This window comes from Enterobacter cloacae complex sp. AR_0002, from assembly GCF_001922365.1.
GTDB lineage: Bacteria > Pseudomonadota > Gammaproteobacteria > Enterobacterales > Enterobacteriaceae > Enterobacter > Enterobacter hormaechei_C.
In genome coordinates, this window is sequence record NZ_CP018814.1 from 721,228 (window position 1) to 746,071 (window position 24,844).

29 protein-coding genes are annotated in these 24,844 nt (G+C 52.2%); 13 read left to right on the forward strand and 16 right to left on the reverse strand.

Annotation, left to right across the window (positions count from 1 at the left end):
* Positions 1 to 24: 24 nt before the first annotated feature.
* Genes AM329_RS03540 through AM329_RS03550 form a run of 3 tightly spaced genes read right to left on the reverse strand, consistent with a single transcriptional unit; the run spans position 25 to position 2,803 of the window.
* Positions 25 to 1,506, reverse strand: coding sequence for a hypothetical protein (locus tag AM329_RS03540; protein ID WP_032609559.1), 1,482 nt, complete (start codon positions 1,504 to 1,506; stop codon positions 25 to 27).
* Entirely contained in the window at positions 1,503 to 2,444 is a 942-nt protein-coding gene (locus AM329_RS03545) for a glycosyltransferase family 2 protein (protein WP_032609558.1), read from the reverse strand. Before AM329_RS03545 ends, AM329_RS03540 begins: the two co-directional genes overlap by 4 nt.
* The gene (locus tag AM329_RS03550; protein ID WP_023295990.1) at positions 2,441 to 2,803 is read right to left on the reverse strand and encodes a GtrA family protein; all 363 of its coding nucleotides are present in this window, start codon (positions 2,801 to 2,803) and stop codon (positions 2,441 to 2,443) included. Before AM329_RS03550 ends, AM329_RS03545 begins: the two co-directional genes overlap by 4 nt.
* 149 nt (positions 2,804 to 2,952) lie before the next feature.
* Between AM329_RS03550 and AM329_RS03555 the strand changes: the two genes are divergently transcribed.
* From AM329_RS03555 to AM329_RS03565, 3 genes are read left to right on the forward strand one after another with little or no spacing between them, the layout of a single operon-like run.
* Complete coding sequence (locus AM329_RS03555; protein WP_023295991.1) at positions 2,953 to 3,183, forward strand: class II holin family protein; 231 nt, start codon at positions 2,953 to 2,955, stop codon at positions 3,181 to 3,183.
* Positions 3,164 to 3,703, forward strand: coding sequence for a lysozyme (locus AM329_RS03560; RefSeq protein ID WP_032609557.1), 540 nt, complete (start codon positions 3,164 to 3,166; stop codon positions 3,701 to 3,703). Before AM329_RS03555 ends, AM329_RS03560 begins: the two co-directional genes overlap by 20 nt.
* The gene (locus AM329_RS03565) at positions 3,700 to 4,059 is read left to right on the forward strand and encodes a hypothetical protein (RefSeq protein ID WP_032609556.1); all 360 of its coding nucleotides are present in this window, start codon (positions 3,700 to 3,702) and stop codon (positions 4,057 to 4,059) included. The genes AM329_RS03560 and AM329_RS03565 overlap by 4 nt, the downstream gene beginning before the upstream one ends.
* 299 nt (positions 4,060 to 4,358) lie before the next feature.
* Here AM329_RS03565 and AM329_RS25845 read toward each other — a convergent pair whose 3' ends face one another.
* Positions 4,359 to 4,721, reverse strand: coding sequence for a hypothetical protein (locus tag AM329_RS25845; RefSeq protein ID WP_154817219.1), 363 nt, complete (start codon positions 4,719 to 4,721; stop codon positions 4,359 to 4,361).
* A gap of 89 nt (positions 4,722 to 4,810) precedes the next feature.
* Here AM329_RS25845 and AM329_RS03570 point away from each other — a divergent pair, with 89 nt between their 5' ends.
* Both AM329_RS03570 and AM329_RS03575 read left to right on the forward strand, forming a co-directional pair.
* Positions 4,811 to 5,134, forward strand: coding sequence for a hypothetical protein (locus AM329_RS03570; protein ID WP_003859653.1), 324 nt, complete (start codon positions 4,811 to 4,813; stop codon positions 5,132 to 5,134).
* Positions 5,135 to 5,163: 29 nt separating this feature from the next.
* Positions 5,164 to 6,090: a LysR substrate-binding domain-containing protein gene (locus tag AM329_RS03575; RefSeq protein WP_022651459.1), complete on the forward strand. Its 927-nt coding sequence runs from the start codon at positions 5,164 to 5,166 to the stop codon at positions 6,088 to 6,090.
* A 5-nt stretch (positions 6,091 to 6,095) separates the two neighbouring features.
* Here AM329_RS03575 and AM329_RS03580 read toward each other — a convergent pair whose 3' ends face one another.
* The 6 genes from AM329_RS03580 to AM329_RS03605 all read right to left on the reverse strand — a co-directional run bounded on the left by AM329_RS03580 (position 6,096) and on the right by AM329_RS03605 (position 11,705).
* Positions 6,096 to 6,566, reverse strand: a complete 471-nt coding sequence (locus AM329_RS03580) for a hypothetical protein (RefSeq protein ID WP_032609555.1) — start codon at positions 6,564 to 6,566, stop codon at positions 6,096 to 6,098.
* 163 nt (positions 6,567 to 6,729) lie between these two features.
* Positions 6,730 to 7,446: an ABC transporter ATP-binding protein gene (locus AM329_RS03585; RefSeq protein ID WP_003859661.1), complete on the reverse strand. Its 717-nt coding sequence runs from the start codon at positions 7,444 to 7,446 to the stop codon at positions 6,730 to 6,732.
* Positions 7,443 to 8,318, reverse strand: coding sequence for an ATP-binding cassette domain-containing protein (locus AM329_RS03590; protein WP_003859662.1), 876 nt, complete (start codon positions 8,316 to 8,318; stop codon positions 7,443 to 7,445). Before AM329_RS03590 ends, AM329_RS03585 begins: the two co-directional genes overlap by 4 nt.
* Positions 8,315 to 9,589 carry a high-affinity branched-chain amino acid ABC transporter permease LivM gene (livM, locus tag AM329_RS03595; RefSeq protein ID WP_032609554.1) on the reverse strand — a complete coding sequence of 425 codons (1,275 nt, stop codon included), beginning with the start codon at positions 9,587 to 9,589 and terminating at the stop codon, positions 8,315 to 8,317. The genes AM329_RS03590 and livM overlap by 4 nt, the downstream gene beginning before the upstream one ends.
* An 11-nt stretch (positions 9,590 to 9,600) precedes the next feature.
* Complete coding sequence (locus AM329_RS03600) at positions 9,601 to 10,515, reverse strand: branched-chain amino acid ABC transporter permease (protein ID WP_003859667.1); 915 nt, start codon at positions 10,513 to 10,515, stop codon at positions 9,601 to 9,603.
* 68 nt (positions 10,516 to 10,583) lie between these two features.
* A complete protein-coding gene (locus tag AM329_RS03605) occupies positions 10,584 to 11,705 on the reverse strand; it encodes a branched-chain amino acid ABC transporter substrate-binding protein (protein ID WP_003859669.1) in 1,122 nt (373 codons plus the stop codon).
* Between the two features lie 411 nt (positions 11,706 to 12,116).
* Here AM329_RS03605 and AM329_RS03610 point away from each other — a divergent pair, with 411 nt between their 5' ends.
* Complete coding sequence (locus tag AM329_RS03610) at positions 12,117 to 12,785, forward strand: YecA family protein (RefSeq protein ID WP_003859671.1); 669 nt, start codon at positions 12,117 to 12,119, stop codon at positions 12,783 to 12,785.
* A 316-nt stretch (positions 12,786 to 13,101) separates the two neighbouring features.
* On the opposite strand, the gene tyrP is transcribed toward AM329_RS03610, so the two are convergent.
* Positions 13,102 to 14,313 carry a tyrosine transporter TyrP gene (gene tyrP, locus AM329_RS03615; protein WP_032609553.1) on the reverse strand — a complete coding sequence of 404 codons (1,212 nt, stop codon included), beginning with the start codon at positions 14,311 to 14,313 and terminating at the stop codon, positions 13,102 to 13,104.
* A 192-nt stretch (positions 14,314 to 14,505) separates the two neighbouring features.
* Between tyrP and AM329_RS03620 the strand changes: the two genes are divergently transcribed.
* Positions 14,506 to 14,742 carry a YecH family metal-binding protein gene (locus tag AM329_RS03620; protein ID WP_003859673.1) on the forward strand — a complete coding sequence of 79 codons (237 nt, stop codon included), beginning with the start codon at positions 14,506 to 14,508 and terminating at the stop codon, positions 14,740 to 14,742.
* Positions 14,743 to 14,778: 36 nt separating this feature from the next.
* On the opposite strand, the gene ftnA is transcribed toward AM329_RS03620, so the two are convergent.
* On the reverse strand, positions 14,779 to 15,276 hold the full coding sequence (gene ftnA / locus AM329_RS03625; protein WP_003859676.1) for a non-heme ferritin: 498 nt from the start codon (positions 15,274 to 15,276) through the stop codon (positions 14,779 to 14,781).
* 200 nt (positions 15,277 to 15,476) lie between these two features.
* Positions 15,477 to 15,815 (reverse strand): YecR family lipoprotein, encoded by a 339-nt coding sequence (yecR, locus tag AM329_RS03630; protein WP_003859678.1) that lies wholly within the window; start codon positions 15,813 to 15,815, stop codon positions 15,477 to 15,479.
* A gap of 245 nt (positions 15,816 to 16,060) precedes the next feature.
* Here yecR and AM329_RS03635 point away from each other — a divergent pair, with 245 nt between their 5' ends.
* Positions 16,061 to 16,699, forward strand: a complete 639-nt coding sequence (locus AM329_RS03635) for an RpiB/LacA/LacB family sugar-phosphate isomerase (protein WP_003859680.1) — start codon at positions 16,061 to 16,063, stop codon at positions 16,697 to 16,699.
* Between the two features lie 43 nt (positions 16,700 to 16,742).
* Here AM329_RS03635 and AM329_RS03640 read toward each other — a convergent pair whose 3' ends face one another.
* A complete protein-coding gene (locus tag AM329_RS03640; protein ID WP_032609552.1) occupies positions 16,743 to 18,161 on the reverse strand; it encodes an MFS transporter in 1,419 nt (472 codons plus the stop codon).
* A gap of 214 nt (positions 18,162 to 18,375) precedes the next feature.
* Between AM329_RS03640 and azuC the strand changes: the two genes are divergently transcribed.
* A complete protein-coding gene (gene azuC / locus AM329_RS25375) occupies positions 18,376 to 18,459 on the forward strand; it encodes a stress response protein AzuC (RefSeq protein ID WP_003859682.1) in 84 nt (27 codons plus the stop codon).
* A gap of 106 nt (positions 18,460 to 18,565) precedes the next feature.
* On the forward strand, positions 18,566 to 18,817 hold the full coding sequence (locus AM329_RS03645) for a DUF2766 family protein (protein ID WP_003859683.1): 252 nt from the start codon (positions 18,566 to 18,568) through the stop codon (positions 18,815 to 18,817).
* A gap of 80 nt (positions 18,818 to 18,897) precedes the next feature.
* Here the strand turns inward: AM329_RS03645 and AM329_RS03650 are convergent, their stop codons facing one another.
* Both AM329_RS03650 and AM329_RS03655 read right to left on the reverse strand, forming a co-directional pair.
* Entirely contained in the window at positions 18,898 to 20,241 is a 1,344-nt protein-coding gene (locus AM329_RS03650; RefSeq protein ID WP_032609551.1) for an anaerobic C4-dicarboxylate transporter, read from the reverse strand.
* Between the two features lie 141 nt (positions 20,242 to 20,382).
* Positions 20,383 to 20,886 carry a non-heme ferritin-like protein gene (locus AM329_RS03655; protein WP_032609548.1) on the reverse strand — a complete coding sequence of 168 codons (504 nt, stop codon included), beginning with the start codon at positions 20,884 to 20,886 and terminating at the stop codon, positions 20,383 to 20,385.
* Positions 20,887 to 21,388: 502 nt separating this feature from the next.
* On the opposite strand from AM329_RS03655, the gene AM329_RS03660 reads away from it, so the two are divergent.
* The 3 genes from AM329_RS03660 to araG all read left to right on the forward strand — a co-directional run bounded on the left by AM329_RS03660 (position 21,389) and on the right by araG (position 24,838).
* Positions 21,389 to 21,946, forward strand: a complete 558-nt coding sequence (locus AM329_RS03660) for a DJ-1/PfpI family protein (protein ID WP_032610249.1) — start codon at positions 21,389 to 21,391, stop codon at positions 21,944 to 21,946.
* Positions 21,947 to 22,262: 316 nt separating this feature from the next.
* A complete protein-coding gene (araF, locus tag AM329_RS03670; protein WP_017384422.1) occupies positions 22,263 to 23,252 on the forward strand; it encodes an arabinose ABC transporter substrate-binding protein AraF in 990 nt (329 codons plus the stop codon).
* A 71-nt stretch (positions 23,253 to 23,323) separates the two neighbouring features.
* Positions 23,324 to 24,838, forward strand: a complete 1,515-nt coding sequence (gene araG / locus AM329_RS03675) for an L-arabinose ABC transporter ATP-binding protein AraG (RefSeq protein WP_032609545.1) — start codon at positions 23,324 to 23,326, stop codon at positions 24,836 to 24,838.
* Positions 24,839 to 24,844 lie beyond the last annotated feature (6 nt).

The window sequence follows — 24,844 nt, forward strand, 5'->3', positions numbered from 1 at the left end:
GCGCCCCTAATGGGGCGCAACTATTCAGATTGGCATACCATACTTCGCATTCATTTCTCTGTCCGGCTGGATTTTTATCTCAATGTTACGAGGTATTAATCCATTTGATTTGAGAGTTTCTGATATGGCCTTTCCTCTTGTTACCGGGAATGGCCAGTTGTCATTGTTGTCACCCTTAGGGACATGCAGTGTCATCGTCCTCTGATTGCTTTCAACAGCTCTCTGAACCTGAACAATCATATCTTGTCCGATAGCATTCGCAACGGAGAAAGGAACGTTTCCGTTGTGAGACTCACGCAAAGAATTTGATTGGTCTGTAGCTTTGTTAATCAAGCAAAGTAAAACTATTGGGGCAATATATTGAACGGTCTTAAAGCGCTCAATGAAGTAACCAAGTCCTATGCTAGCTGCTACTATCAGGTACATGAACGAACCCCACATTGCTACAGGTCGAGTCGCATAGTTAGCGCTAGCCTTTGCGCATACCAGAATAAGGGCTAATGTGGTAATGGCTCCAGAAATCACTGATACCCAGAAAGCGTATCTTTTCCCTTCAGTTGTCTCATCTGATTTTCTTCTTAGCAAGAACACCACGCCGCAAACCAATCCAACAGCCAGCACAACGAAGAAGGTGCGATCTGTTAATTTAAGCAGTGAGTAAAATGCATTGACTGTACCTGAAATATCCAGATGATCTTTTGCCATTCGGTCCGCTCTTCCTCCGTTCATTTCAAAGAGAGCAGAAATAACCCACATCGCCAGAGTAATGCAGTGGAAAGGGTAAGCCTTAATCGTCTCAACAATTTTAAATCTGTTGCTAATGAGGTTCAGAAGAAGTACCACACCGCACATTACTGCAAGCACAACACTGGCAAAAATGTTCGAAAATACACATAGGTAAATGGCGAATATCAGCACGCCAGAAAAGATCGCTCTTTCGTAAAAGAAGGGTTTTAATGTTGCCGACATTCTTAAAACGTAAAGTGCCAGCGTGCCGTTTATGAGGGCTGGAACAATATAGTGATAATAACAAGTAAGATTTTGCTCCCATAACAGGTATGGACTGTTGTTATTATTGAGAGTTCTGAACAGGCCAAACATGCACAGTAGGTATAAGATAACCATGACTGAGCTAGTGTATGTTGACAACCCTGCGGTTTCTCTCATCAAAACATAGAATTGATAAAGAAACGCCACAACAAGAATCGCAACTAAAACCGCTGTCAAATAGGCGATAGCTTCAAGGAAAGTAAATCCAAGTGGCATTACGACCGATGAGGCAATGTTACCAAAGAGTGGGAAAGCAACCTCAGGCACAACCTTAATTGGATTAAAACCTCCCCACTGTGGATATGCCTGCCTTCCGGAAGAAAGATTGATCCACTCATCACCAGAGATAATTGTCACCGGATGGATAGCAGTAAAAAACACAGCCACTACAGCAAAAACAAAAGTGAATAACACCCACTTTAAATGAGTTTCTTTTTCCAAAGCCTGATTAATCATTTCTCTTCCTTCCGATTATCCTTGAGATCGTTTTTGATGATATAACGAGGTCTTCCCTTAACTTCAACATAAATCCTGCCGATATACTCCCCAAGCACACCTATACCTATCAACTGAACTCCGCCAAGGAAAAGTATTGAGACAAGCATTGATGGATAGCCGCGAACCGGGTTGCCGAATGCTAACGTGTCGACGATCATCCATGCGCCATAGATGAAGGCCAGGCCAGCAACGAACAACCCGATATAAGTCCACATGCGCAACGGGAACGTAGAGAAACTTGTGATACCTTCAAGTGCAAGGTTCCACAGTTTCCAGCCATTAAACTTAGAATCCCCGGCAACTCGCTCTGCGCGAGCATACTCAACAACATCAGTGCGGCCACCAACCCAGCTCAAGACGCCTTTCATGAAAAGGTTGCGTTCTGGCATTAGCTTGATGTTTTCAACCACATCCCGGGACATCAGGCGGAAGTCGCCAACGTTTTCCTCGATCTGCGGATTGCTGATTTTGTTGTGCAGCTTATAGAACCACTCTGCGGTCTTGCGTTTGAGTCGTCCATCCGTAGAGCGGTCTGTTCTCTTAGCAAGAACCATATCCGCGCCGGCCTGCCATTTCTCTATCAGGTGCGGGATAACCTCAATTGGGTCCTGCAAATCAACATCTATCGGGATAATAGCTTCACCGCTTGCATGGTCCAGGCCTGCAAACAGTGCAGGTTCTTTACCGAAATTGCGGGTAAAGGAAAGAGGAATGACAAGCGGGTCGGCCACAGCGAGCGCATTTATGATTGATTCTGTCGCATCTTTACTGCCGTCGTTAATGAAGACTATTTCAACTTCATGCTGCAGAAGCCCTTCAAACTCCCGCACGGTTTTATAGAAGATTGGAATTGCTTCCTCTTCATTAAATACCGGAACGACCAGAGAAATTTTCATTTCGCATCCCTAAAGACAATGAATTTTGAGTAGATGAACCCGGCAACCAGGCTAAAGCCGGAAAATGCTAACAGGGTAACAACGGGAGGAGCGCCAACAGTATCAGCGAGGTAACCCGTCAGGCCTGCCATGATCCCCATGAATAATACGAACGCGAGATAGCGCCCGGAAGTGGCCTGCGATTTGAACGTCCATTTCGCGTTCGCGAAAAAACTAAACGTTACTGCAATGCAGAATGCCAGAACATTTGCAATCGCCTGGCTGATCCCAAAGAAATGAAGCAGAGCGCCAAAACACAGCCAGTGTAAGGCTGTGTTGAGCACGCCAACGGAAACGTATCTACTAAATAGCTTTAACATTATAAAAATCAGTCAATTCTGAAAGCCAAGAAGTTTAGCACTTGTTGTTAACCTTTTCGACCTCCTCTATATGGTCGGGATTCCGACCGACCTACGCGCTTACCCTCATGCCACGATACGATTTTCCCCACCGGGGGTGAGGCATGAGGATGAATAACGTTTCAGACGTGGCGGCGGGACTTTCCTACGGCACATCTATTGGCAGTTTTGGCTACTGGCTTTTGCAACTGCTCGATAAAGTCAGTCCCAGCCAGTGGGCTGCAATTGGCGTTCTCGCCAGTATTCTCTTTGGTCTGCTGACTTATCTGACAAACCTTTATTTCAAAATTAAAGACGATCGTCGCAAAGAGGCTCGGGACAATGGCTACCAGCAAGACTAAACTCAGCGCCGCTGTTCTGGGTCTGGTGCTTGCCGGCGCTCCGGCGTCGGTCATCCTCGATCAGTTCCTGAATGAAAAAGAAGGAAACAGCCTCACGGCGTACAAAGACGGCGGCGGGATCTGGACAATTTGCCGTGGTGCCACAACTGTGGATGGCAAACCGGTGGTGCAGGGCATGAAGCTGACGCAGACGAAATGCGACCGGGTAAACGCCATCGAGCGCGATAAGGCGCTGGCGTGGGTTGACCGGAATATAAAGGTGCCGCTGACCGAACCACAGAAAGCCGGTATTGCTTCGTTCTGCCCGTACAACATCGGCCCGGGTAAATGTTTCCCCTCGACGTTTTATAAGCGCATCAATGCTGGTGACCGCAAAGGTGCATGCGAAGCGATCCGCTGGTGGATTAAAGACGGCGGCCGCGATTGCAGACTGACCAAAGGCCAGAAGAACGGTTGCTATGGTCAGGTCGAGCGCCGGGATCAGGAAAGCGCACTGACGTGCTGGGGGATAGACCAGTGACCATTAAAGCAAAGCTGTTAGCGCTGGGCGTTCTGCTGGCGCTTTTCGCTGTTACCTTTTACGCGGGTTATCTGAAAGGCTGGTATGCGCACAGCGACAAGGTAAACAGCGAGCATGCAGCGAAAAACAAAAAAGCGGAGAAAGCCGTCGCCACTAGTGAGCAGAAAGCGGCAGCGGCCAGCGCAGAAGGAAAAGTGATTTACCGGACCATTTACCGAGACGTGGTGAAATATGTTAACGACCCGAATCATACTAAGTGCGATTTTGACGATCACGCTGTGCAGCTGCGGCAGCGAGCAATCGACGCGGCCAACAATATCCCAGGATTTGATGAGCCCGCCGTGCAAGGCAAGTGACGCCGGACGAGATAGCGATGAAGACCTGCAGGCAGATACTCAGACGACGGAATGTGTGCGCGAGCTGCGGACAAATATCTATCGCTGGCAGGCGTGGTACAGGGCTGCTGACTAGTGAATATCTATTCACTAACCATTCCGAAGATTGATTGCAAATAGGTTGTAAGTTCATGTATTTAAAGTGTTGTAGTTTTGCTCTATGTTCGGAAAAAATCTACAACCCATTGATTTTATGAGTTTTAACAACCAATTTAAAATCCCTCGGCGTTCGCGCTGTGTGGGTTCAAGTCCCACTCCGGCTACCATGGGAAAAGCAGAATAATCAAAGCAATAAGCAGTGTCGTGAAACCACCGAAAGGTGGTTTTTTTGTGCCTGCAATTCCCCCTTCCTGACAACAAATCTTATTTTTCGTGCCTGACCCATGCACAACCATAATTTTTCGATCATTATGCGTCGAGGGCGTTTCCTTATCGCGTAAATTCTTATATCTCCGTTTCATCGATTGCCCTGCGGCAGCTTCGCAGATAACTTCATTTGGATTTTCCTTAGAAAAAGTGGAAGAGCTTGCAAATGGGCTGGGCAAGGGTATCAACAAATGATCAAAACATTGTTCTCCGGCGACAAGCTCTCGAACGTACAGGATATGAACTACGGTTGACAAGAGGCATCTAAAACCGCAATGGCGCTGGATTTGACCACTGGGAGCATTACGGGATGGCAGATGTACCAGATAGCTAAAGAGAATTGATTATGTCACAAGAATTAGAATTTTCGCTTCATCCACCCGTTTGGCCTGCCATCGTCTATTTTGTTGTATCTGTTGCAATTTTTTTCTTGCTTTATCTCGGGAAACTAAAAGTTAACAGGCTGCATAAATACCCGCTATTTATCGCATATATGGTGTTTGTAATCGCTGTTGCAGCCGTTCAGATAAACATCTTTGCTAATGGCTACGAGTTTGTCCGCAGCTTTTTGCATATCGATTTTGACCCCTATCGATATGACTCGGTATATTGGGGATCATTGTTTTTCTCCATAATTTACTTGCTGGCGTTGCCCCGGAACAAGTTTTAGCATAATGAAATTTTCATTTAAGGGACGTTATGTCTTTACCGCCATTGTATGCACTGCGTGCGTTTGAAGTTGCTGCGCGGTTGAACTCCTTCAGTAAAGCCGCTGAAACGCTCAATATTACGCCGGGTGCGGTCAGCAGACATGTTCGTACCCTTGAACTGTGGTTCGACTGCGAGCTTTTCAAAAGGCAAGGTCCTCGCGTGGAGGTCACTGAAGCCGGGCGAGTGCTTGCCGGACAGCTGAACGAGAGCTTCACGAGCATTGAATGGGCCTGCCGGGCATTTCGCAGTGAAAACCACCTGCTGCGGTTAAAAGCACCCAGCACCCTGACCATGAGATGGCTTCTCGACGTGCTGCGATCTTTTCGCAACAACCATGCAAAACCACAGGTTGAGATTGCCAGCGTCTGGATGGACATTGATACCGTTGATTTCAATCTTGAGCCCTACGACTGCGCCATCCTTCTTGGTAATGGCCGTTTTGGTGACACAACGGAGAGTCAGCTGCTTTTTCATGAATGGCTTATCCCGGTTTGTACCCCATCACTTATCGAACCGGCCCGGCAACGGCTTCCGCAATGCGATTTGATCCATCCTTCACCGGACAGACGTGACTGGCGGCGCTGGCTGCGAAGAACAGGATTGTTCCCGGGGCTCGATATGAGCAGCGGTATGGTGTTCGATACCCTTGAACAGGGAAGTATTGCCGCGATGAACGGGCACGGCATCGCTATCGCCGACCTGCATCTCACGCTTGATGCCCTGAAAAGTGGCCTGCTGGGCCTGCCGTTCAGGGAAGCTATTGCGACGGGGGATGGCTACTACCTCGTCTGGCCAAAAAATTCACTCAAAAGAGAGAGCATTCAGCATCTTCTGGCCTGGCTGCAAAACCATACCCCGGTCGTTCCGGCGCTGGATATCGATTATCTGGAATACGATGACAGTCGGGTTTATTAATACCGTTATGAATAAGATATGTTTGCCATCTTTTTATAACGTTCTGGCAAAGCGCTGTTCAGGCTGAGTATCTTATCCAGAATATAAAATGCTGGCGTGTTTTTCTGTTGCTCAGCGTCAATGATTGCCGCACGTAATAGCGTGGCGGCAGACGAAATTCTGTGAAAATATTCTTCAGTCTCGGGCGTCTGTAATTCACCCGACGTGGCGTAACGCACGTCCGGCCAGCCGGAGAAGTCGAGCAGCGGAAGGGGCTTTCCTGCTTCAGGATGACAGGCTGAAATCAGCGCAGCCGCTTGCTTAGGGTCGCGATGGGCAACGGATAGCATGTATACGCGCTGCGCAAACGGTGACAGAGCCTCAGAGTGATGTTTCGTCGCCATAAGCATGGCCATAAAATCCTGTAAATCATCGGCTGAATCGGTGTCAGGTGGTAATACAGTTTTCAATAACTGATATAACGCATCAAGTGTCATATTTGCCCCGGATCCTCTTATCATTATTATTCAGTTTGCGGCTGAACGTTTTATCGACCCGCGCAAAGGCGGGTCGTGAAGATGATATTTGAATGCGGTCGCATCAGAAAAACGATTAATAATGGCAATCACTGTGAGTTTTTCTCACTATAGCCTTTTCGTTTCACACTCCACCCAGGTACGCCTTCCTCACCTCCGGATCCTTCAGCAACGCCTCGCCGCTGCCGCTTAACCGAATCTGGCCGTTAACCATCACATAGCCGCGGTCGGACAACTTCAGCGCGTGGTGCGCATTCTGCTCGACCAGAAAAATCGTCATTCCGTTACGGGCCAGTTCGCGCAGCGTCTGGAAGATCTGTTTAACCACGATTGGCGCGAGGCCGAGGCTGGGTTCATCCAGCAGCAGAAGTTTAGGACGGCTCATCAGCGCGCGGGCGATAGCCAGCATTTGCTGTTCACCGCCTGAAAGCGTCATCGCCCGCTGGTTACGTCGCTCTTTGAGGCGAGGGAAGAGGTCGAACATGCTTTGCATATCTTCCGCTGCATGCTGATTGCCGACGGGGATTGTCCCCATCAGCAGGTTCTCTTCTACAGACATATCCGGGAAAATGCGTCGTCCCTCAGGTGCCTGCGCGATGCCGCCGGTGGCAACATAGTGGGTAGATTTGTGGCTGATATCCTCGCCGCAGAAGAGGATCTGCCCGTTGCGGATCCGGGGCTGACCAAAGACAGACATCAGTAATGTTGACTTCCCCGCGCCGTTAGCGCCAATCAGGGCAACGGTTTCCCCTTCGTTAACCTCAAGCGAAACCTGCTTCAACGCCTGGATCACCCCGTAGAAAACATCCACATCCTGAAACTGAAGCATCGGTTCGCTCACAGATTTACCTCGCTTTCGTCGGTGCCCAGATACGCGGCAATCACTTTTTCATTGTGCTGAATCTCAGCCGGTTTACCTCTGGCAATTACATCGCCGTGATCGAGCACAATGATGTCATCTGAAATGCCCATCACCATCCCCATATCATGCTCGATCAGCAAAACCGTGATGTCATGGTGGTCGCGCAGGAACCGGATGATCTCACTCAGCTTGTGCGTCTCCACCGGGTTCAGGCCGGCAGCAGGTTCATCGAGACAAATCATCTCCGGGCCGGTACACATGGCGCGGGCGATTTCGAGGCGTCGTTGCTGACCATAGGACATTTCCCCGGCCAGACGGTTCGCGCAATCCACCAGATCCACCACCTCCAGCCAGTAAAACGCCCGGTCCAGCGCATCGTTTTCTGCCCGACGATACGCAGGGGTATTCAGCACACCCGCCAGCAGATTGCGGTTGACGCGCATGTGCTGTGCCACCAGCAGGTTTTCCACAACAGACATCTCGCGGAACAGGCGGATGTTCTGAAACGTGCGCGCAAGACCCGCGCGGTTCACCAGATGCGTGCCGCCAAACATTTTATAGAACAGGCGTTGACCAAGCTGCGCCGGGTTGAGCCAGTCGCCCGGCTGGAATTTCTGGCCGAGCACCTGAATGACATTGGTGGTTTTATTTCGTGCATTGAACAGAATGTTGCCGCCGGAGGCCCGGTAGAAACCGGTCAGGCAGTTAAAGACGGTCGTTTTTCCTGCGCCGTTAGGCCCAATCAGTGCGGTAATGGAGCCGCGCTGCACCTCAAGATTGACGTCGTTTAAGGCCTTGATCCCGCCGAAGTGCATCATCAGATGTTCTACACGTAAAATCGTTGCGTTCATGGCGCCACTCCTTTACGCACGGTAAATCCGCTGCGGTTGATGCGGATCAGACCGCGAGGACGCCAGATCATCATCACCACCATCAGCATGCCAAACAGCAGCGCCCGGTATTCCGCAAAGCTGCGCAGCAGTTCCGGCGTGACGGTCAGCACAAAGGCGGCCAGTACGACGCCGACGGTGGAGCCCATCCCGCCCAGGACCACAATGGCGAGGATCAGGGCCGATTCAAAAAAGGTGAAAGAGGTCGGGTTAACAAACCCCTGGTAGGTGGCAAAAAACACCCCGGCGATACCTGCCGTCGATGCGCCCAGGGTGAAGGCCGAGAGTTTGACCAGAACGTGATTCAGCCCCATGGAACGGCAGGCAATCTCATCCTCACGGAGCGCTTCCCACGCCCGTCCAATGGGCATTCGGGTCAGCCGGTGTTTAATGTAGAGCACCAGCATGACTACCAGGAAAAGTACCGCATAGATGAAAATAAACTTCATGTTGGGGTTATAGGTCAGGCCGAAGAACTCGTGGAAGGGGACGCCGCCTTCTTTGGCGCGTCGGCCAAACTCAAGGCCAAAAAAGGTTGGGGCAGGGGCTGAAACGCCGTTTGGCCCGCCGGTGAAGGTGAGCCAGTTGTTCAGCACCAGGCGGATGATCTCGCCAAACCCGAGCGTGACGATGGCGAGATAATCCCCGTGCATGCGCAACACCGGAAAGCCAAGCAGGGCGCCTGCGCCCGCGGCCATTAGCGCCGCCAGCGGCAGCATGCTCCAGAACCCAAGCCCCAGATACTGATACCCGAGCGCCAGCCCGTAAGCGCCGATGGCATAGAAGGCGACATAACCCAGATCCAGCAGCCCTGCCAGGCCAACAACAATGTTCAGCCCAAGACCGAGCAGGACGTAGATCAGTCCGAGAATGGCAACCGTCAGAAGGTATTTCGTTGCTACAAACGGGAAGCAGATCGCCAGCGTGACAATCAGCGGAATGATCCAGCGCATGCGGCTTTTATACGCCGGCGGCCGGACATACACGCCCGCATTGTCGGATTCAAACCGCGTCTGTAAACGTCTTCCGGCCGCCGTAGCTGAAAAGGCGCTCAGCAAAAAACGTCCCACCATCACCGTGCCAACAATCCACGCCAGCCGCTGGCCGTCAAAGGTAAAGCTGTAACCATCCAGTATCACACCCGCAATCGGGCCGAAAATAATCAGGGCGATCATTCCAGAAAAAATTGCGTCCAGAATGCAGCGCTTCAGGGAAAAACCGTCAGAGGTCATCGCGTTGTTCCTTACACTTTAGCCACGACAGGGCGGCCCAGCAGCCCCTGAGGACGGAAGATCAGAATTAAGACCAGCAATCCAAACGAGAACACGTCTTTATAATCCGAGTTCACCATCCCGGAGAATTGCGCTTCTGCGACGCCCAGAATCAGCCCGCCAAGCATCGCACCGGGCAAAGAGCCGATGCCGCCCAGCACCGCCGCCGTAAAGGCCTTGATGCCGATAACAAACCCGACGTAAAAATCAAAGGTGCCGTAATTCATGGTGATCAGCACGCCCGCCAGCCCGGCCATGGCTGCGCCGATAACAAACACCAGCGAAATTATTCTGTCAGTGTTGATACCCAGGATGGAGGCCATCTTACGATCCTGCTGTACCGCACGGCACATGCGTCCTAAGCGGGTACGGTTGATAATCCAGGTCAGCACCAGCATGCCCGCGAACGAGGCGATGAGGATAAAGACTTTGGTATAGGTTATCTGGACAAACCCTTCGCCAAGGTGAAAACGCAGCACGCCATCAAGCATGGTGGGCACGCCCTGCTGGCGCGGGCCCTGGCTGAGCTGGACGTAGTTTTGCAGTATCAACGACATCCCGATGGCCGAAATCAGCGGCGCCAGACGCGTCGAGTTGCGTAGCGGCTTATAGGCGATGCGCTCAATCGTCCAGCCATAAACGCCAGTGACCACGATGGTGAAAACCAGCGTTCCCAGGATCAGCAGCGGAAAGGAGTGGAGTCCAAAAAACGCCAGCAGGGCCAGGCCAATGGCCGAGAGATAGGCGGAGATCATATACACTTCGCCGTGAGCGAAATTGATCATACCGATGATGCCGTACACCATGGTGTAGCCGATGGCGATAAGACCGTAGACCGACCCCAGCGTTAAGCCATTAATTAATTGTTGCAGAAAGAATGTACTCATGGTCGCGCACCTGAATAAAGGGTTACGCCGACAGTCAGACCTGCCGGCGCTGAGCAGATTCCGTCCCGTTATGGCACTTCTTTATATTTGCCTTTGTCATCCCACTGGTAGACCACGTAGTCAGAGACTTTGAGGTCACCTTTGCTGTCCCAGGCTTTTTTACCCATCACCGTGTCGACAGGGTTGGCCTTCAGCCACTCGCTGGCTTTTGCGGAATCCGTCCCTTTCGTGGCCTTGAATGCCGCCGCGATAGCCTGCACAGACGCGTAGGCGTAGAGGGTGTACCCTTCAGGTTCAAATTTACCGGTGCGGAATTTCTCGATGACGGCTTTTCCGTCCGGGATCAGGCGCGGATCTTTACCGAAGGTCATGTAAATACCGTTGGTGTACTGTGCCCCACCGGCGGCGGTGACCATCTCTTCATTGACGATACAGTCTCCCGAGAAGAACTTCGCCTGCACGCCCTGTTCACGCATCTGGCGAACCAGCGGGCCCGCTTCCGGGTGACAGCCCCCGAAGAACACCACGTCCGGTTTTTGTGCGCCGATTTTGGTCACCAGCGCGTTAAAGTCTTTCTCCCCGCGGGACAACCCTTCGTACATCACCTCCTTAACGCCGCGTTTCGCCAGCGCCGCTTTAGTGGCATCCGCCAGCCCCTGACCGTAGGTGTCTTTATCGTGGATGATGACCACCCGTTTGGCTTTCAGCTTATCAAGAATAAAATCGCTGGCGACCTGGCCCTGCTGGTCGTCACGTCCGCACATGCGAAATATGTCGCTCATGCCACGTTCGGTAATCAGTGGGTTCGTTGAGCCGGGAGTGATGGAGAGGATCCCGGCATCGCTATAGACCTCGGAGGCGGGCATGGTCGACGAAGAGCAGAAGTGGCCGACGACCGCTTTCACCTTATCCTGATCGACTAAGCGGTTGGCAACGGCGACGGCCTGTTTGGGCTCGCAGGCGTCGTCGCCCTGAACCAGTTTGATTTTCTCACCGTTGATCCCGCCGGCGGCGTTAATGTCTTCCGCCGCCTGCGTAGCGCCATGCCAGTATTGATCGCCGTAGGTTGCGTTCGGGCCTGTGAACGGCCCGGCCACGCCGATGACGATATCGGCCTGCGCGGAAAAGGCCGTCACCAGACAACCGGCCAGCACCAGGGAGAGGGGAGTTTTGGTAAATTTCAGCGACATTATTATGTTCCTTAGCAAAGAGGTTTTTGCACCAGGTATAAACCCGAACGCCTGATGGCATCGTAAATCCAAAAACAAGAGCGAGAACAAAATGCACTTTAGAAGCAATCTCATGCTTAATACGGCGAGGATCCCACGCACCGCGAAGCGCGCAGAACATTAAGCAAAAAGGTTGCCAGAATGGTTAATCCCTTGACCGGGTCACAACACGTTGAGTATAGAGCGCCGTTTTATGCGCCTTTGCGGGATGAGATGAATTTACAGCGGAGATCACATCTCCTTAACAACAAAGCCCATAAGTTGTGCAACGGTCACGATTTGCACGTTTTTGCAGCAATAAAGACCTAAACTTCAGATAGGCACGCGCGGCGATATATGTCAGGATCGTTTTTTTTATCAGGAGTATCAGCAATGGCTGAAGGCCCATTAAATGAAAGCGAGATGGCGTGGCTGGAAGAGACATTAATCTCTTACGGTCACGACGATGCATCCGTTATTGACGTGTCCGAACTGGACGGCATGCTTACCGCAGTACTTTCCGGTCCCGTTGTGGTGGAGCCCGACACCTGGCTGGTGGCGGTCTGGGGTGGTGAGAAATATATTCCTCGCTGGAAAAACGATCGTGAGATGAACCGTTTTATCGATCTCTGCTTTAAGCACATGAACGATATTGCCGAGCGTTTGAGCGAATACCCGGATCAGTTTGAACCGCTGTTTGGCTATAACGACGTTGACGGTCAGAGCTATACCGTGGTGGAAGAGTGGTGCTATGGCTACATGCGCGGCGTGGCGCTGACGGACTGGTCATCCCTGCCGGAAGCGCTGGAAGCGGACCTGGCGGTGATTGCCCTGCACGGGACGGAAGAGAACAGCGAGAAGCTGGATGCGCTGACCGAAGAGGAGTATATGGCCAGCATCGAGAGCATTCAGCCTGCGGCGCTGCGCTTGTATAACTACTGGGTGGCTAACCCGCAGCAGCCGGAAGCGAAAAAGCCGATCGTGAACGGGTCGAAGGTGGGGCGTAACGACCCGTGCCCGTGCGGGAGTGGGAAGAAGTTTAAAAGCTGCTGCCTGCATTAAATCATTAATTACTGTGGCCTGAATGGGGCACGGGTGTTGAGTCCCCGCTAAAATCGGCGAACCGGAGACCAGATGACAAGGGCTGGACGCCATGGATGGCGGCCAGAGGCGAATCGAGACAGGATGTCGAGTTGAGCCGACCGCAGGCAGATGGTCGGGAGGTGAGCGCAGTGCGAAGCACCGATTTTCCGCGGGGCCGCGGGGATTGATAAGGGGGCCGCGGCGGCCCCCTTATCCCGTTCACATGCTGTGAAAAAATTATATTCTGTTGATCTTAAGGTGAACGGAACAGTACCTCAGGACCTGTATAAATAAGTTATCCCACTTCCGGCAGCATCCCCGCTGCAATCAAAATCTGCACCAGAATAATCGCCACGCCGCACCCAAACACCACGCACAGCATTGGCGTACCGCCCGCTACGCGATACCCCTGCTGCGGATGTTGCTGGCGGCTCTTCCACGCCAGCAGGGAAGGCAGCAGCAGGGCCAGTACCGATAACGCCACGCCGGCATACCCCAGCGCCATCACAAACCCGCGCGGGTAAAAGAGCGAGAAGGCCAGCGGCGGCAGGAAGGTCATCGCCCCCGTCTGTAAGCGTCCCGCAACGTTATTGCGACGCTGGAACAGATCCGCCATATAGTCAAACAGACCAAGCGCCACGCCGAGGAAGGAGGTTGCCAGCGCCAGGTCTGCAAACAGATGTACCGCCAGCTCCACGTGTGAAGAGGCCACCACGTTACGCAGGGCAACCAGGAATCCATTCAGACCAGAATGCTCTGCCATCAGGCCGATAAAGGTATTGGAATCAATACTGCCCAGCGTCACCAGCTGCCAGAACAGGTAAGCAATCAACGGAATGGCGCTGCCGATAACAAAGACGCGGCGTAGCTTGCGAATATCACCGTTCATATAGCTCACGATGCTCGGTACGCTGCCGTGAAAACCGAAGGAGGTGAAAATAACCGGGATGGCCGAAAGCGCCAGACCTTTCTCCAGCGGGAGGGAGAGCAGGTTAATCTTGTGAACATGCGGTGCCAGCAGCACCAGCATCACAACAAGGAAAAGAATTTTGGCGCTGAACAAAAAACGGTTAAACAGATCGACCAGCGATGTGCCCGCACAAACCACGCCGCCACCAATCAGCGTAAAGACAATGGCGCCTGTTTCCGGTGAAAGCAACGCACCGAAGCCGTCATTGATACTTGACGCAATCAACTCTCCGGCGCCGCTGATGTAAGCGGCAGTCAGGGCGTACATCAGGAACATCATGCTGAAACCGGTGATCCACTGCCCGTAGCGTCCAAGATAGCGTGCAGCCAGGGAGCCTAAGCCAGTATCGGCAGGGACATGCTGATAAACCTCCAGCAATAATAGCGCGGTGTAACACATCAGGGCCCACAGACCGCCCAGCAGCACTACGGTAACCCCAAACCCGACGCCAGCGGCAGCCAACGGCATGGCCAACATTCCTGCGCCAATTGTCGTTCCGGCGACGATAAAAATACTTCCCAGAGTTCTGTTCTTCACGCTTTCCTCTACAACGCTTCCATACCGCGACTCATTCTGCGGCGCAGAGTAAGGGAAAAGCCCGGTCTCGTCAAATCACCGTTACATAGGGTGTAAAAATTAATTTACAAAAAGAAAAGGGTAACCTGAGCCAGCGCAAAGCGTGCCGTGGAGGGAGCGTTTAGTCTGCTTTTTTATTTACGAGAGGTAACCATGTCAATTCACGGACACGACGTGCTGAATATGATGATTGAGTCAGGTGAGCGGTATACTGAGGAGAGTCTGGTTGAGGCGATACATGCCCGCTTTGGCGAAGCGGCGCGTTTCCATACCTGTTCAGCTTCAGAGATGACGGCCGCGGAGCTGGTGGCGTTTCTGGCGGCGCGCGGAAAATTCATTCCGGCAGCAGACGGATTTTCCACTCACGAAAGTAAAATTTGCCGTCATTAAATAAAACGGTGCTGAAAACTCAGCACCGCTTTTCTGTTAATTCTGCGTGTCGAGCGTCGACAGCTCTTTATCAATGAAGTACAGACCTTCCCCGGATTTACCTGCCAGAGATAATTTATCCAGCACGGATTTAAACAGCTTCTCTTCTTCGTGCTGTTCAGCCACATACCACTGAAGAAAATTAAAGGTTGGATAATCCTGGCTGGTCATGGCGGCATGAGCCAGTTCATTAATTTTCTGGGTGATCAGCTGTTCGTGCTCATAGGTGGCGCGGAACAGTTCATCAAGAGAGCCGTATTCGGCAAAAGGGGATGCCACGTTATCAATACGCGGCAGGCTGCCGGTGTCCGTCAGGTAATCAAACAGACGCTGCATGTGCGTCATCTCTTCCTGGGCATGACGACGCAGGAAGGCGGCCGCTCCTTCAAAGCTGTGATAGCTGCACCAGGCGCTCATCTGCTGATAAAGCAGGGAAGAAAAAAGCTCAAGATTCATTTGCGCATTGAGCTTGTCGATCATTTCAGTTTTTAACATGGTGCAGCTCCGGTTTATTAATTCTGGTTCACGATGAGCGACACTATAATTTGTTATTTAATTATTTGCAAAAAGTAAAATAAATATTTCTTTATTAAAAATACGAATGGGAATAAAACGCATTGCCGATATTTATATTTATTAATGAGAATTGTTTTAGTTCTTATTAAATAAACTGCCAGCGTGACTGGCAGTAGCGGTTAATACCACGGATTCTGGCTGGAAGAGGTAACAGCATATCCCTGACATTTATACTGAATGGTCACACTTTCGTTCAGACAGAGTGAACCGCTGATCAGGGTGCAGGTTTTAATTGGCTGCCCGTAGGCTGACGCGGTGGCGTAGCCCATATGTTGACAGGCTTTGGTTGCCGTACCGTTATTAACATACTCATCAGACCAGGCGTTTTGCAGCATGGCCTGGCCATAGTCGAGGCGCACAATTCCGTTTGGGGCATCCGTACTGCTGATTTCTGCCTGACGGTTGATACTGCACCCGGCGAGCAACAGGATCGTTCCGGCTATGATTATACGTTTCATGGTTCACTCTGCGTGACGGGAAATACGCCATTGTAACCAACGCGATGTGACGCAATGGCCGGAATAGCCGGAGGATCTGCCCTCTCACTGTGCAACGAGCCGGGCCACCCCGCGAAATTGTGAGCGCATCTTTGTTTTTTAAAACAAGTTTTCACTTAATTTGAAAGTGTGTTTGTTTGATAGTAAGGTTAAGTGGAAAAAGTATCCACAGCGGGATCGCCCGCCATGCATTCAGGAGAGACAAGATGAAAATTGCACTGATGATGGAAAACAGCCAGGCCGCTAAAAATCCCATCATCCTTAATGAGCTGAAAGCCGTTGCTGATGAGAAAGGTTTCCCGGTCTATAACGTCGGTATGAGTGATGAGAACGATCATCATCTCACCTATATTCACCTGGGCATCATGGCGAGCATTCTGCTTAACGCTAAAGCTGTCGATTTTGTTGTCACCGGCTGCGGTACCGGGCAGGGCGCGTTGATGTCCCTGAACATCCATCCGGGTGTGATTTGCGGTTACTGCATCGATCCTGCGGATGCCTTCCTGTTTGCGCAAATCAACAACGGTAACGCGCTTTCTCTGCCTTTTGCAAAGGGCTTCGGCTGGGGGGCAGAACTGAACGTACGCTTTATCTTTGAGAAAGCGTTTACCGGACGCAATGGCGAAGGTTATCCACCAGAGCGTAAAGAGCCGCAGGTGCGTAACGCCGGGATCCTGAACCAGGTGAAAGCGGCGGTGGTGAAAGAAAACTATCTGGATACCCTGCGAGCAATCGATCCTGAGCTGGTTAAAACCGCCGTCTCAGGCCAGCGCTTCCAGCAGTGCTTCTTCGAGAACTGCCAGGACAAAGAGATCGAAGCCTTCGTGCGCGGTATTGTTGGCTGATTCCGTTTTGCCGGGCGGTGCGTTGCCTGCCCGGCAGATAGCGTTACTTTTTCGATGAGACCGCGCTGCCTGCATCTTTGGTCAGACGCAGCGTGTCAACCATTCCCACCAGGCAGATTAGTGCGATCGCCACAAATGCCAGCCGGAAGCTCATTCCCGGCATGCCGGCAATCCCCATCGCCTCACTGACTTTTTCCCCGATACGAATACCAATCGCCCCGAGCGTGATCCCAAGCCCCACGGCAAGCTGCGTTGCGGTTGAAAACAGAGTATTGGCATAGCTCATCTGCACAGATGGCACATCCGCAAAAGCCAGCGTACTGATGGCTGTAAACTGAATCGAACGGAAAACGCCGCCCAGATAGAGGATCAGCATGACGAGCCACGCGGGCGTCTGCGGCGTCAGAAACGCGCAGGCCAGCAACGCCAGGACATTCAACGCACCGTTAATCAGCAACAGCCGCTTAAACCCCAGGCTGCGGATAAGCGGCGTCGTCGCCGGTTTAATGGTGAGATTGCCAACGAAAACCGCCAGCACCAGCAGGCCCGAATGGAACGCGTCCATGCCAAAGCCGACCTGGAACATCAGCGGTAACAGGAACGGAACCGCGCTGATGGAGGCGCGAAACAGCGATCCGCCATACAGGGTGACGCGAAACGTCGGCACCTGCATCGCATCGAGTCTGATCATCGGCCAGGTTGCCCGCTTAAAGTGACGCAGCGCCAGGCTTAACGCGACGATACCGACGATAAACAGCGTGGCGGTTAATCCTGTTCGCAGAGGCTCTGCGCCCATCAACTCCATCGCATAAACCAGGCTCACCATGGCAAGGGTGGTGACAACAAAACCCGGTAAATCAAACGGTCGGCGCGTATCTTCATGCAGGTCTGGAATGATGCGCAGTGCCAGCAAAATGGCGATTATCCCCAGCGGCACGTTAATAAAGAAGATCCAGCGCCAGTCGGCATAGCTGGTAATGAACCCACCCAGCGGCGGGCCGATGATCGGCGCGACCAGCGCAGGCCACGTCAGGGTGGCGATTGCCGTGATGAGCTGATGTTTTGGCGTGGTGCGTAGCACGGCCAGGCGACCCACGGGCACCATCAGCGCGCCACCCATGCCCTGAAGGACGCGCATCGCGACGAACTGATCGAGCGTGGTGGACAGGCCGCAAAATACCGAGGCCAGCGTGAAGATTGCCAGCGCGAGGGCAAACACTTTTCGCGCGCCGAAGCGGTCGGCGATCCAGCCGCTGGCGGGGATCAGCACGGCCAGGGTGATCAGGTAGGCGCTGATGCCGATATTCAGATCCACGGCCTGTACACCGAAGCTTTTTGCCATGTCCGGCAGCGCGGTGGCAATCACCGTCCCGTCCAGAAACTCCATAAAGAAAGCACCGGCCACCAGCAGCGCCGCAGGCGATAATCCACGGCTCTCTTTGCCGGATACGTTTTCACTCATTCTCTTCCTGCCCGCTCAAAAAATTTTATAAACATTTACTGGAATTTATAAGACTGTAACGTGCAGATTTATCATGGCTTTTTTTAACAAACCAGCAGCACTGAGGGTTTAATAACCGTGATGCAGGTCACAAAATGGTTGATTTTTGTGATGGTGGTCATATTATAAGCGTATTGACAATAACACCTGCATAACACGTTACTGGAGCAACATAATGAAACTGCGCAAAATCCTGAAAAGCATGTGGGCAAACTACTGCACAACGTTTAAAGACGTCCCACCGGGTGCGATGTTCTGATAAAAAAACCTGCTTCGGCAGGTTTTTTTATGTCTGCGGACGACGAGAGGGAGATGGAAGGGCGTCTGTTTTGCTACTATGGCGGCCTTTGAATAAGGAGAACCCTATGTCACAAAACCTGAGCGCCGATCAGGAACTGGTATCTGACGTCGTCGCCTGCCAGCTGGTTATCAAACAAATCCTTGATGTGATTGACGTTATCGCGCCGGTTGAGGTACGCGAAAAGATGTCGACCCAACTGAAAAACATCGATTTCACCAACCATCCTGCTGCGGCGGACCCGGTTACGCTCCGCGCGATCCAGAAAGCGATTGCGCTGATTGAACTCCGCTTCACACCGCAGGGTGAGTCACACTAAAATAAACCGATGTTTTAAAATTAGAAACCCTTTTCTGCTTTTACGTCGAAGGGCGACAAAGCCTGTCGCCCGCAGAAGGATCAGAAGAACGTCTGCACCAGCAGATAGCTCACCACGCAGGCACAGCTGACGCCAATCAGCCCCGGCAGAATAAAGCTGTGGTTGATGATGAATTTACCGATGCGGGTGGTACCGGAGCGATCGAATCCGATACAGGCCAGATCGCTCGGATAGGTCGGCAGCACAAAGTAGCCGTAGGATGCCGGGAAGAAGGCCACCAGCATTTTCGGCTCGATGCCCAGCATCAACCCCATCGGGGCGACCGCGGTCAAGGCCGCAGCCTGGCTGTTGACCAGTTTTGATACCAGGAACAGCACGATGGCATACGTCCAGGGATGACTCTTCACCACCCCCTCCAGCGCCATTTTCAGCTCGTCGAGATGCGCCTGAAAAAAGGTATCGCTCATCCACGCCACGCCAAACACCGAGAAAATCGCGACCATCCCCGCCTTAAATACCGCCCCGTTTGAAATGGCCGACGCATTCACCTTGCAGGTCATCAGCATGATGGCCCCGGCGATCAGCATCATCATTTGAATGACAAGGTTCATCGACAGTGCTGTCATTTTCCCTTTGATCTCAAACGCCGGACGCAGCTCGGGCAGCGCACCCAGCAGGACCACTACGGCAATTCCGGCGAAGAAGATCCACGTGGACCAGTAGGCCTGTTTCGGGAAACGCTGATCCATCAACGTCTCCGTTCCTCCATAGATAAACTCCCGCTGTTTCGGATCTTTCAGCTTTTCCTGAAATTCAGTATCGTCTGCGAGGTTTTTCCCCCGGCGCAGGCTCCACAGTGCCGCAATGGCGACGCCAGACAGTGAGGCCGGTACGGAAACGGCGAGGATTTCGAGGATCCCCCACGCGTGACCGATGCCGTGCTGCGCACCCAGAATCGAGACCAGCGAAACGACGGCCACGGAAACGGGGGAGGCGGTGATCGCCATCTGAGAGGCCACCGAGGCCACCGCCATCGGCCGTTCCGGGCGAATGCCTTTTTTCAGGGCGATATCCGCGATAATGGGAAACATGGTGTAGACGACGTGACCGGTCCCGCACAGGAAGGTCAACATCCAGGTGGTAAACGGTGCGAGAAGGGTGATGTGTTGGGGATGTTTACGCAGCAGGCGCTCTGCAAACTGCATCATTACATTAAGGCCACCGGCGGTCTGTAGCGTGGCCGCACATCCGATGACGGCGAGGATTGTGAGCATCACGTCAACGGGCGGTTTACCGGGTTGCAGACCAAAGACAAAACCTAAAATAAACAGGCCGATACCGCTTATCAGCCCCAGGCCCATCCCGCCGAAGCGGGTGCCTATCAGCAGGCAGAGGATAATGACAATAAACTCAATGGTGATCATGATGCTCCCTCGTCAATGAATGTAATTAAACAAATCATTACACGATGTGTGGTTATTCATTGGGAGCAAGATCTGATTTGTTAAATGTCAGCAAAAGCAGGGAGTTGGTACCCACCCCCTGACGGGAGCGGGTGAAGGGACTTAGTGGTGTTGCACGGTAGCTATGTCGAGAAGATGGCGGTCCGTCTGCTCCAGACAAATCCCCGCACGTTTCGCGTTGCGGATTTCATCTGCGAGCGTCTTCAGCAGCATGCCATCCTGCTGCTGCTCTCTGTCCATATCGCGTAAAAACGTGAGGGTAATGATGTCCCGTTGCGCTTTGGCTTCATCAGCCAGTTTGCTCAGCTTCGCACAGCGTTGCTCGTACTCTTCGAGCGTTTTCTGGAACAGTTCTTCCAGAGAAGTGTAATTATCTTCAATCGTTTCAAGCTCTTTGACGGTAGGGTTTGCCCCGACAGCTTTCAAAAAGTTAAAGACACGCATCATGTGCGTGACGTTACTTTGCGCCTGAGTACGAAAGAAGGTGGCAGTGCCGTTGAGGCTTTTTCTGGAACACCACGCGCTCAAATGCAGATGCAGATTTGAAGCATAAAACTCCAGGTTCATCTGGGCATTCAGTTTTTGCATCATCGTTTGGGTAGTCATTCTCATATCCTTATTGACTGTGGGACTTGATGTCCGCTACTTAACCTGACCCGGCAGGTATTGACGATTGAATGGCAGAAATAGATTTCTGCAAGGTAAAAACTCGAAAATTCACTTCCTGTGTTCGATTTAAATAAGCATACGCTTCTCTTCGACTTAAGAAAACTCTTAATTGGGCTGTGTTTACCATAGATTACAAATTTAAATATAGCCCAGAATAGAAAGAAGGTTACGAGATTGGTAATTATATAACATGTTGATTTAAAAGGGTGTAAAATTAATTTTGCTCATTTTTATCGTTTCAGTAAACGTTCTTTGGCGGGAAATTCTGTAAAAGTGATAAATCAGAAATAATATTTGCAAATATATCCTGTCGTATCAAATTTGAGCTAAATCAATTTTCACTCAATATACGGTTCTGTGATCGCGGCGCAAGATTGTGATCTGATAACGCGAGAAAATGAAACGATGTTTTACATTGTTTCATTATTTGAGGTTTATGATGGCTAACGTTGCGGTGCTGCTGGCACCTGGTTTTGAAGAAGCAGAAGCGATTATCACTATTGATATTCTGCGGCGTTTACAGATTGAGGTGGAGACGCTGGCCTGCGCGGAGTCCCGTGCGGTAGTGAGTTACCATAATATCCCCATGGTGGCTGCCAGTACGTTAACGGAGCGCATTAATAGGCTGTATGACGCGGTCGTGTTGCCCGGTGGGCCGCAGGGGAGCGTCAATCTTGCTGCTAACCAGGAGGTGATCCGCTTTGTTTCCGCCCATGACGAGCACGGCAAACTTATCTGCCCGATCTGCTCTGCGGCCGCGCGGGTGCTGGGCGGTAACGGGCTACTGAAGGGGCGCCGCTACGTCTGTTCCGGCGATCTGTGGCAGAGCGTTGATGATGGAGTATATGTAGATGCGCCGGTCGTGGAGGATAATAACCTCATCAGCGGCAAGGGGCTGGGGCACGCTTTTGACTTTGCGCTGACGCTCTCTGCTCGTTTGTTGGGTGACGACACCCCCGTGCGCGATCATGCTGAACACATCTATTACCGCTGGTAAATTTTCTGCCGGACGCTAAGGCGTCCGGGTTACAGGGATTTCTTAGCTGACCTTATGGATAATCCTGCTTAACTCCTTTCCATTTGTAGGACAATTACGTCCTTTTTTATGTCATTTTCCGCTGAATTTATGTACGCAATTACTGTAATTCTGCGGTGTGATGTCGCTCTCTTATGGATGATTAATTTCCCGCTAAAACTATCTCCAGCAATAACGCTTATAACAAGGTAAGCGCTAATGCCTTGTTTTAAGTCCGATTAAATAAGTTGTTCGCCATTATTCCCTACAGATAAGAATGCTTAAGCTGGAGTTTACCATGCACAAATTTACTAAAGCGCTGGCGGCCATCGGCCTGGCTGCCGTTATGTCACAATCCGCTATCGCTGAAAATTTAAAGCTCGGTTTTCTGGTTAAACAGCCTGAAGAACCGTGGTTCCAGACCGAATGGAAATTTGCTGATAAAGCCGGAAAAGATTTGGGATTTGAGGTAATTAAAATCGCCGTACCTGACGGTGAGAAAACGCTGAACGCCATTGATAGCCTGGCGGCCAGCGGTGCGAAAGGTTTCGTTATCTGTACGCCGGATCCAAAACTGGGGTCAGCGATTGCCGCGAAAGCGCGCGGTTACGACATGAAAGTGATTGCGGTGGACGATCAGTTCGTGAACGCCAAAGGTAAACCGATGGATACCGTTCCGCTGGTAATGATGGCGGCCACTAAAATCGGTGAGCGTCAGGGCCAGGAGCTCTATAAAGAGATGCAAAAACGCGGCTGGGATGTCAAAGAGACCGCCGTGATGGCCATTACCGCTGACGAGCTGGACACCGCCCGTCGTCGTACCACCGGGTCCATGGACGCCCTGAAAGCGGCTGGCTTCCCGGAAAAACAGATCTACAAAGTCCCGACCAAATCCAACGATATTCCGGGCGCCTTTGATGCGGCGAACTCCATGCTCGTCCAGCATCCGGAAGTGAAGCACTGGCTGGTGGTGGGGATGAACGACAACACCGTACTGGGCGGCGTGCGTGCAACGGAAGGCCAGGGCTTTAAAGCACCGGACGTGATCGGGATCGGCATTAACGGCGTTGACGCCGTGAGCGAACTGTCTAAAGCGCAGGCGACCGGCTTCTATGGCTCACTGCTGCCAAGCCCGGATGTCCACGGCTATAAATCCAGCGAAATGCTCTACAACTGGGTGACCAAAGGGGTTGAACCGCCGAAATTCACTGAAGTGACCGATGTGGTGCTGATCACCCGCGATAACTTCAAAGAGGAGCTGGCGAAAAAAGGACTGGGCGGTAAGTAATACGCTGTGATTGCGCCCCTCCCTCACCGTGAGGGGCCAGACGTACACACTACAGGAATCACGGAGTCGTTATGCAACAGTCTGATCCGTATCTCTCCTTCCGCGGCATCGGTAAAACGTTCCCCGGTGTAAACGCGCTGACCGATATCAGCTTCGACTGCTATGCCGGCCAGGTTCACGCCCTGATGGGGGAGAATGGCGCGGGAAAATCCACGCTGCTAAAAATTCTCAGCGGCAACTACACGCCCACCACCGGCACGCTGGCTATTCGCGGCGAAGAGGTGGCCTTTGCCGACACCACGGCAGCGTTAATTGCGGGCGTCGCCATCATCTATCAGGAGCTGCATCTCATTCCTGAAATGACCGTGGCGGAGAACATCTATCTGGGCCAGCTTCCGCATAAAAGCGGCGTGGTTAACCGCTCGCTGCTCAATTATGAAGCGGGCTTGCAGCTCAAGCACCTTGGGCTGGATGTCGATCCGCAAACGCCCCTTAAGTATCTCTCCATCGGCCAGTGGCAGATGGTGGAAATTGCCAAAGCGCTGGCGCGTAACGCCAAAATTATCGCCTTCGATGAGCCAACCAGCTCGCTCTCGGCGCGTGAAATAGAAAATCTCTTTCGCGTGATCCGCGAGCTGCGCAAAGAAGGCCGCATCATTCTGTACGTTTCTCACCGTATGGAAGAGATTTTTGCCTTAAGCGATGCCATCACCGTGTTTAAAGATGGACGCTACGTGCGCACCTTCACCGATATGCAGCAGGTTAATCACGATCAGCTGGTGCAGGCGATGGTCGGACGCGATCTGGGGGACATTTACCACTGGAAACCGCGCGAGTATGGCCCGGAGCGTCTGCGTCTGGATAACGTCAAAGCCCCAGGCGTGCGCACGCCCATTTCACTCTCGGTGCGCAGCGGCGAAATCGTCGGGCTGTTTGGCCTTGTGGGGGCAGGGCGCAGCGAGCTGATGAAAGGGCTGTTTGGCGGGACGCGCATAACCCAGGGCCAGGTTTTCGTCGACGGGAAAAAGGTCGATATTCAGAAGCCTGCGCAGGCGATTAACGCGGGGATTATGCTCTGCCCGGAGGATCGAAAGGCAGAGGGCATTATTCCGGTGCACTCGGTGCGCGACAACATCAACATCTCTGCCCGGCGCAAGTTTATCCGCGCGGGATGTCTGATTAACGACGGCTGGGAGGCGAGCAACGCGGATCACCATATCCGTTCGCTGAACATTAAAACCCCCGGCGCTGAACAGCTGATCATGAACCTGTCCGGCGGTAACCAGCAAAAAGCCATTCTGGGGCGCTGGCTATCGGAAGATATGAAGGTCATTTTGCTGGATGAACCAACGCGCGGTATTGACGTGGGGGCGAAACACGAAATCTATAACGTCATCTATGAACTGGCAAAACGTGGTGTGGCGGTCCTGTTCGCCTCCAGCGATCTGCCCGAGGTGCTGGGCGTCGCCGACCGCATTGTAGTGATGCGTGAAGGCGAAATTGCCGGTGAATTGCTGCATGAACAGGCGAATGAACAACAGGCGTTGAGTCTCGCCATGCCTAAAGTTAGCCAGGCTGTCGCCTGAGTAAGG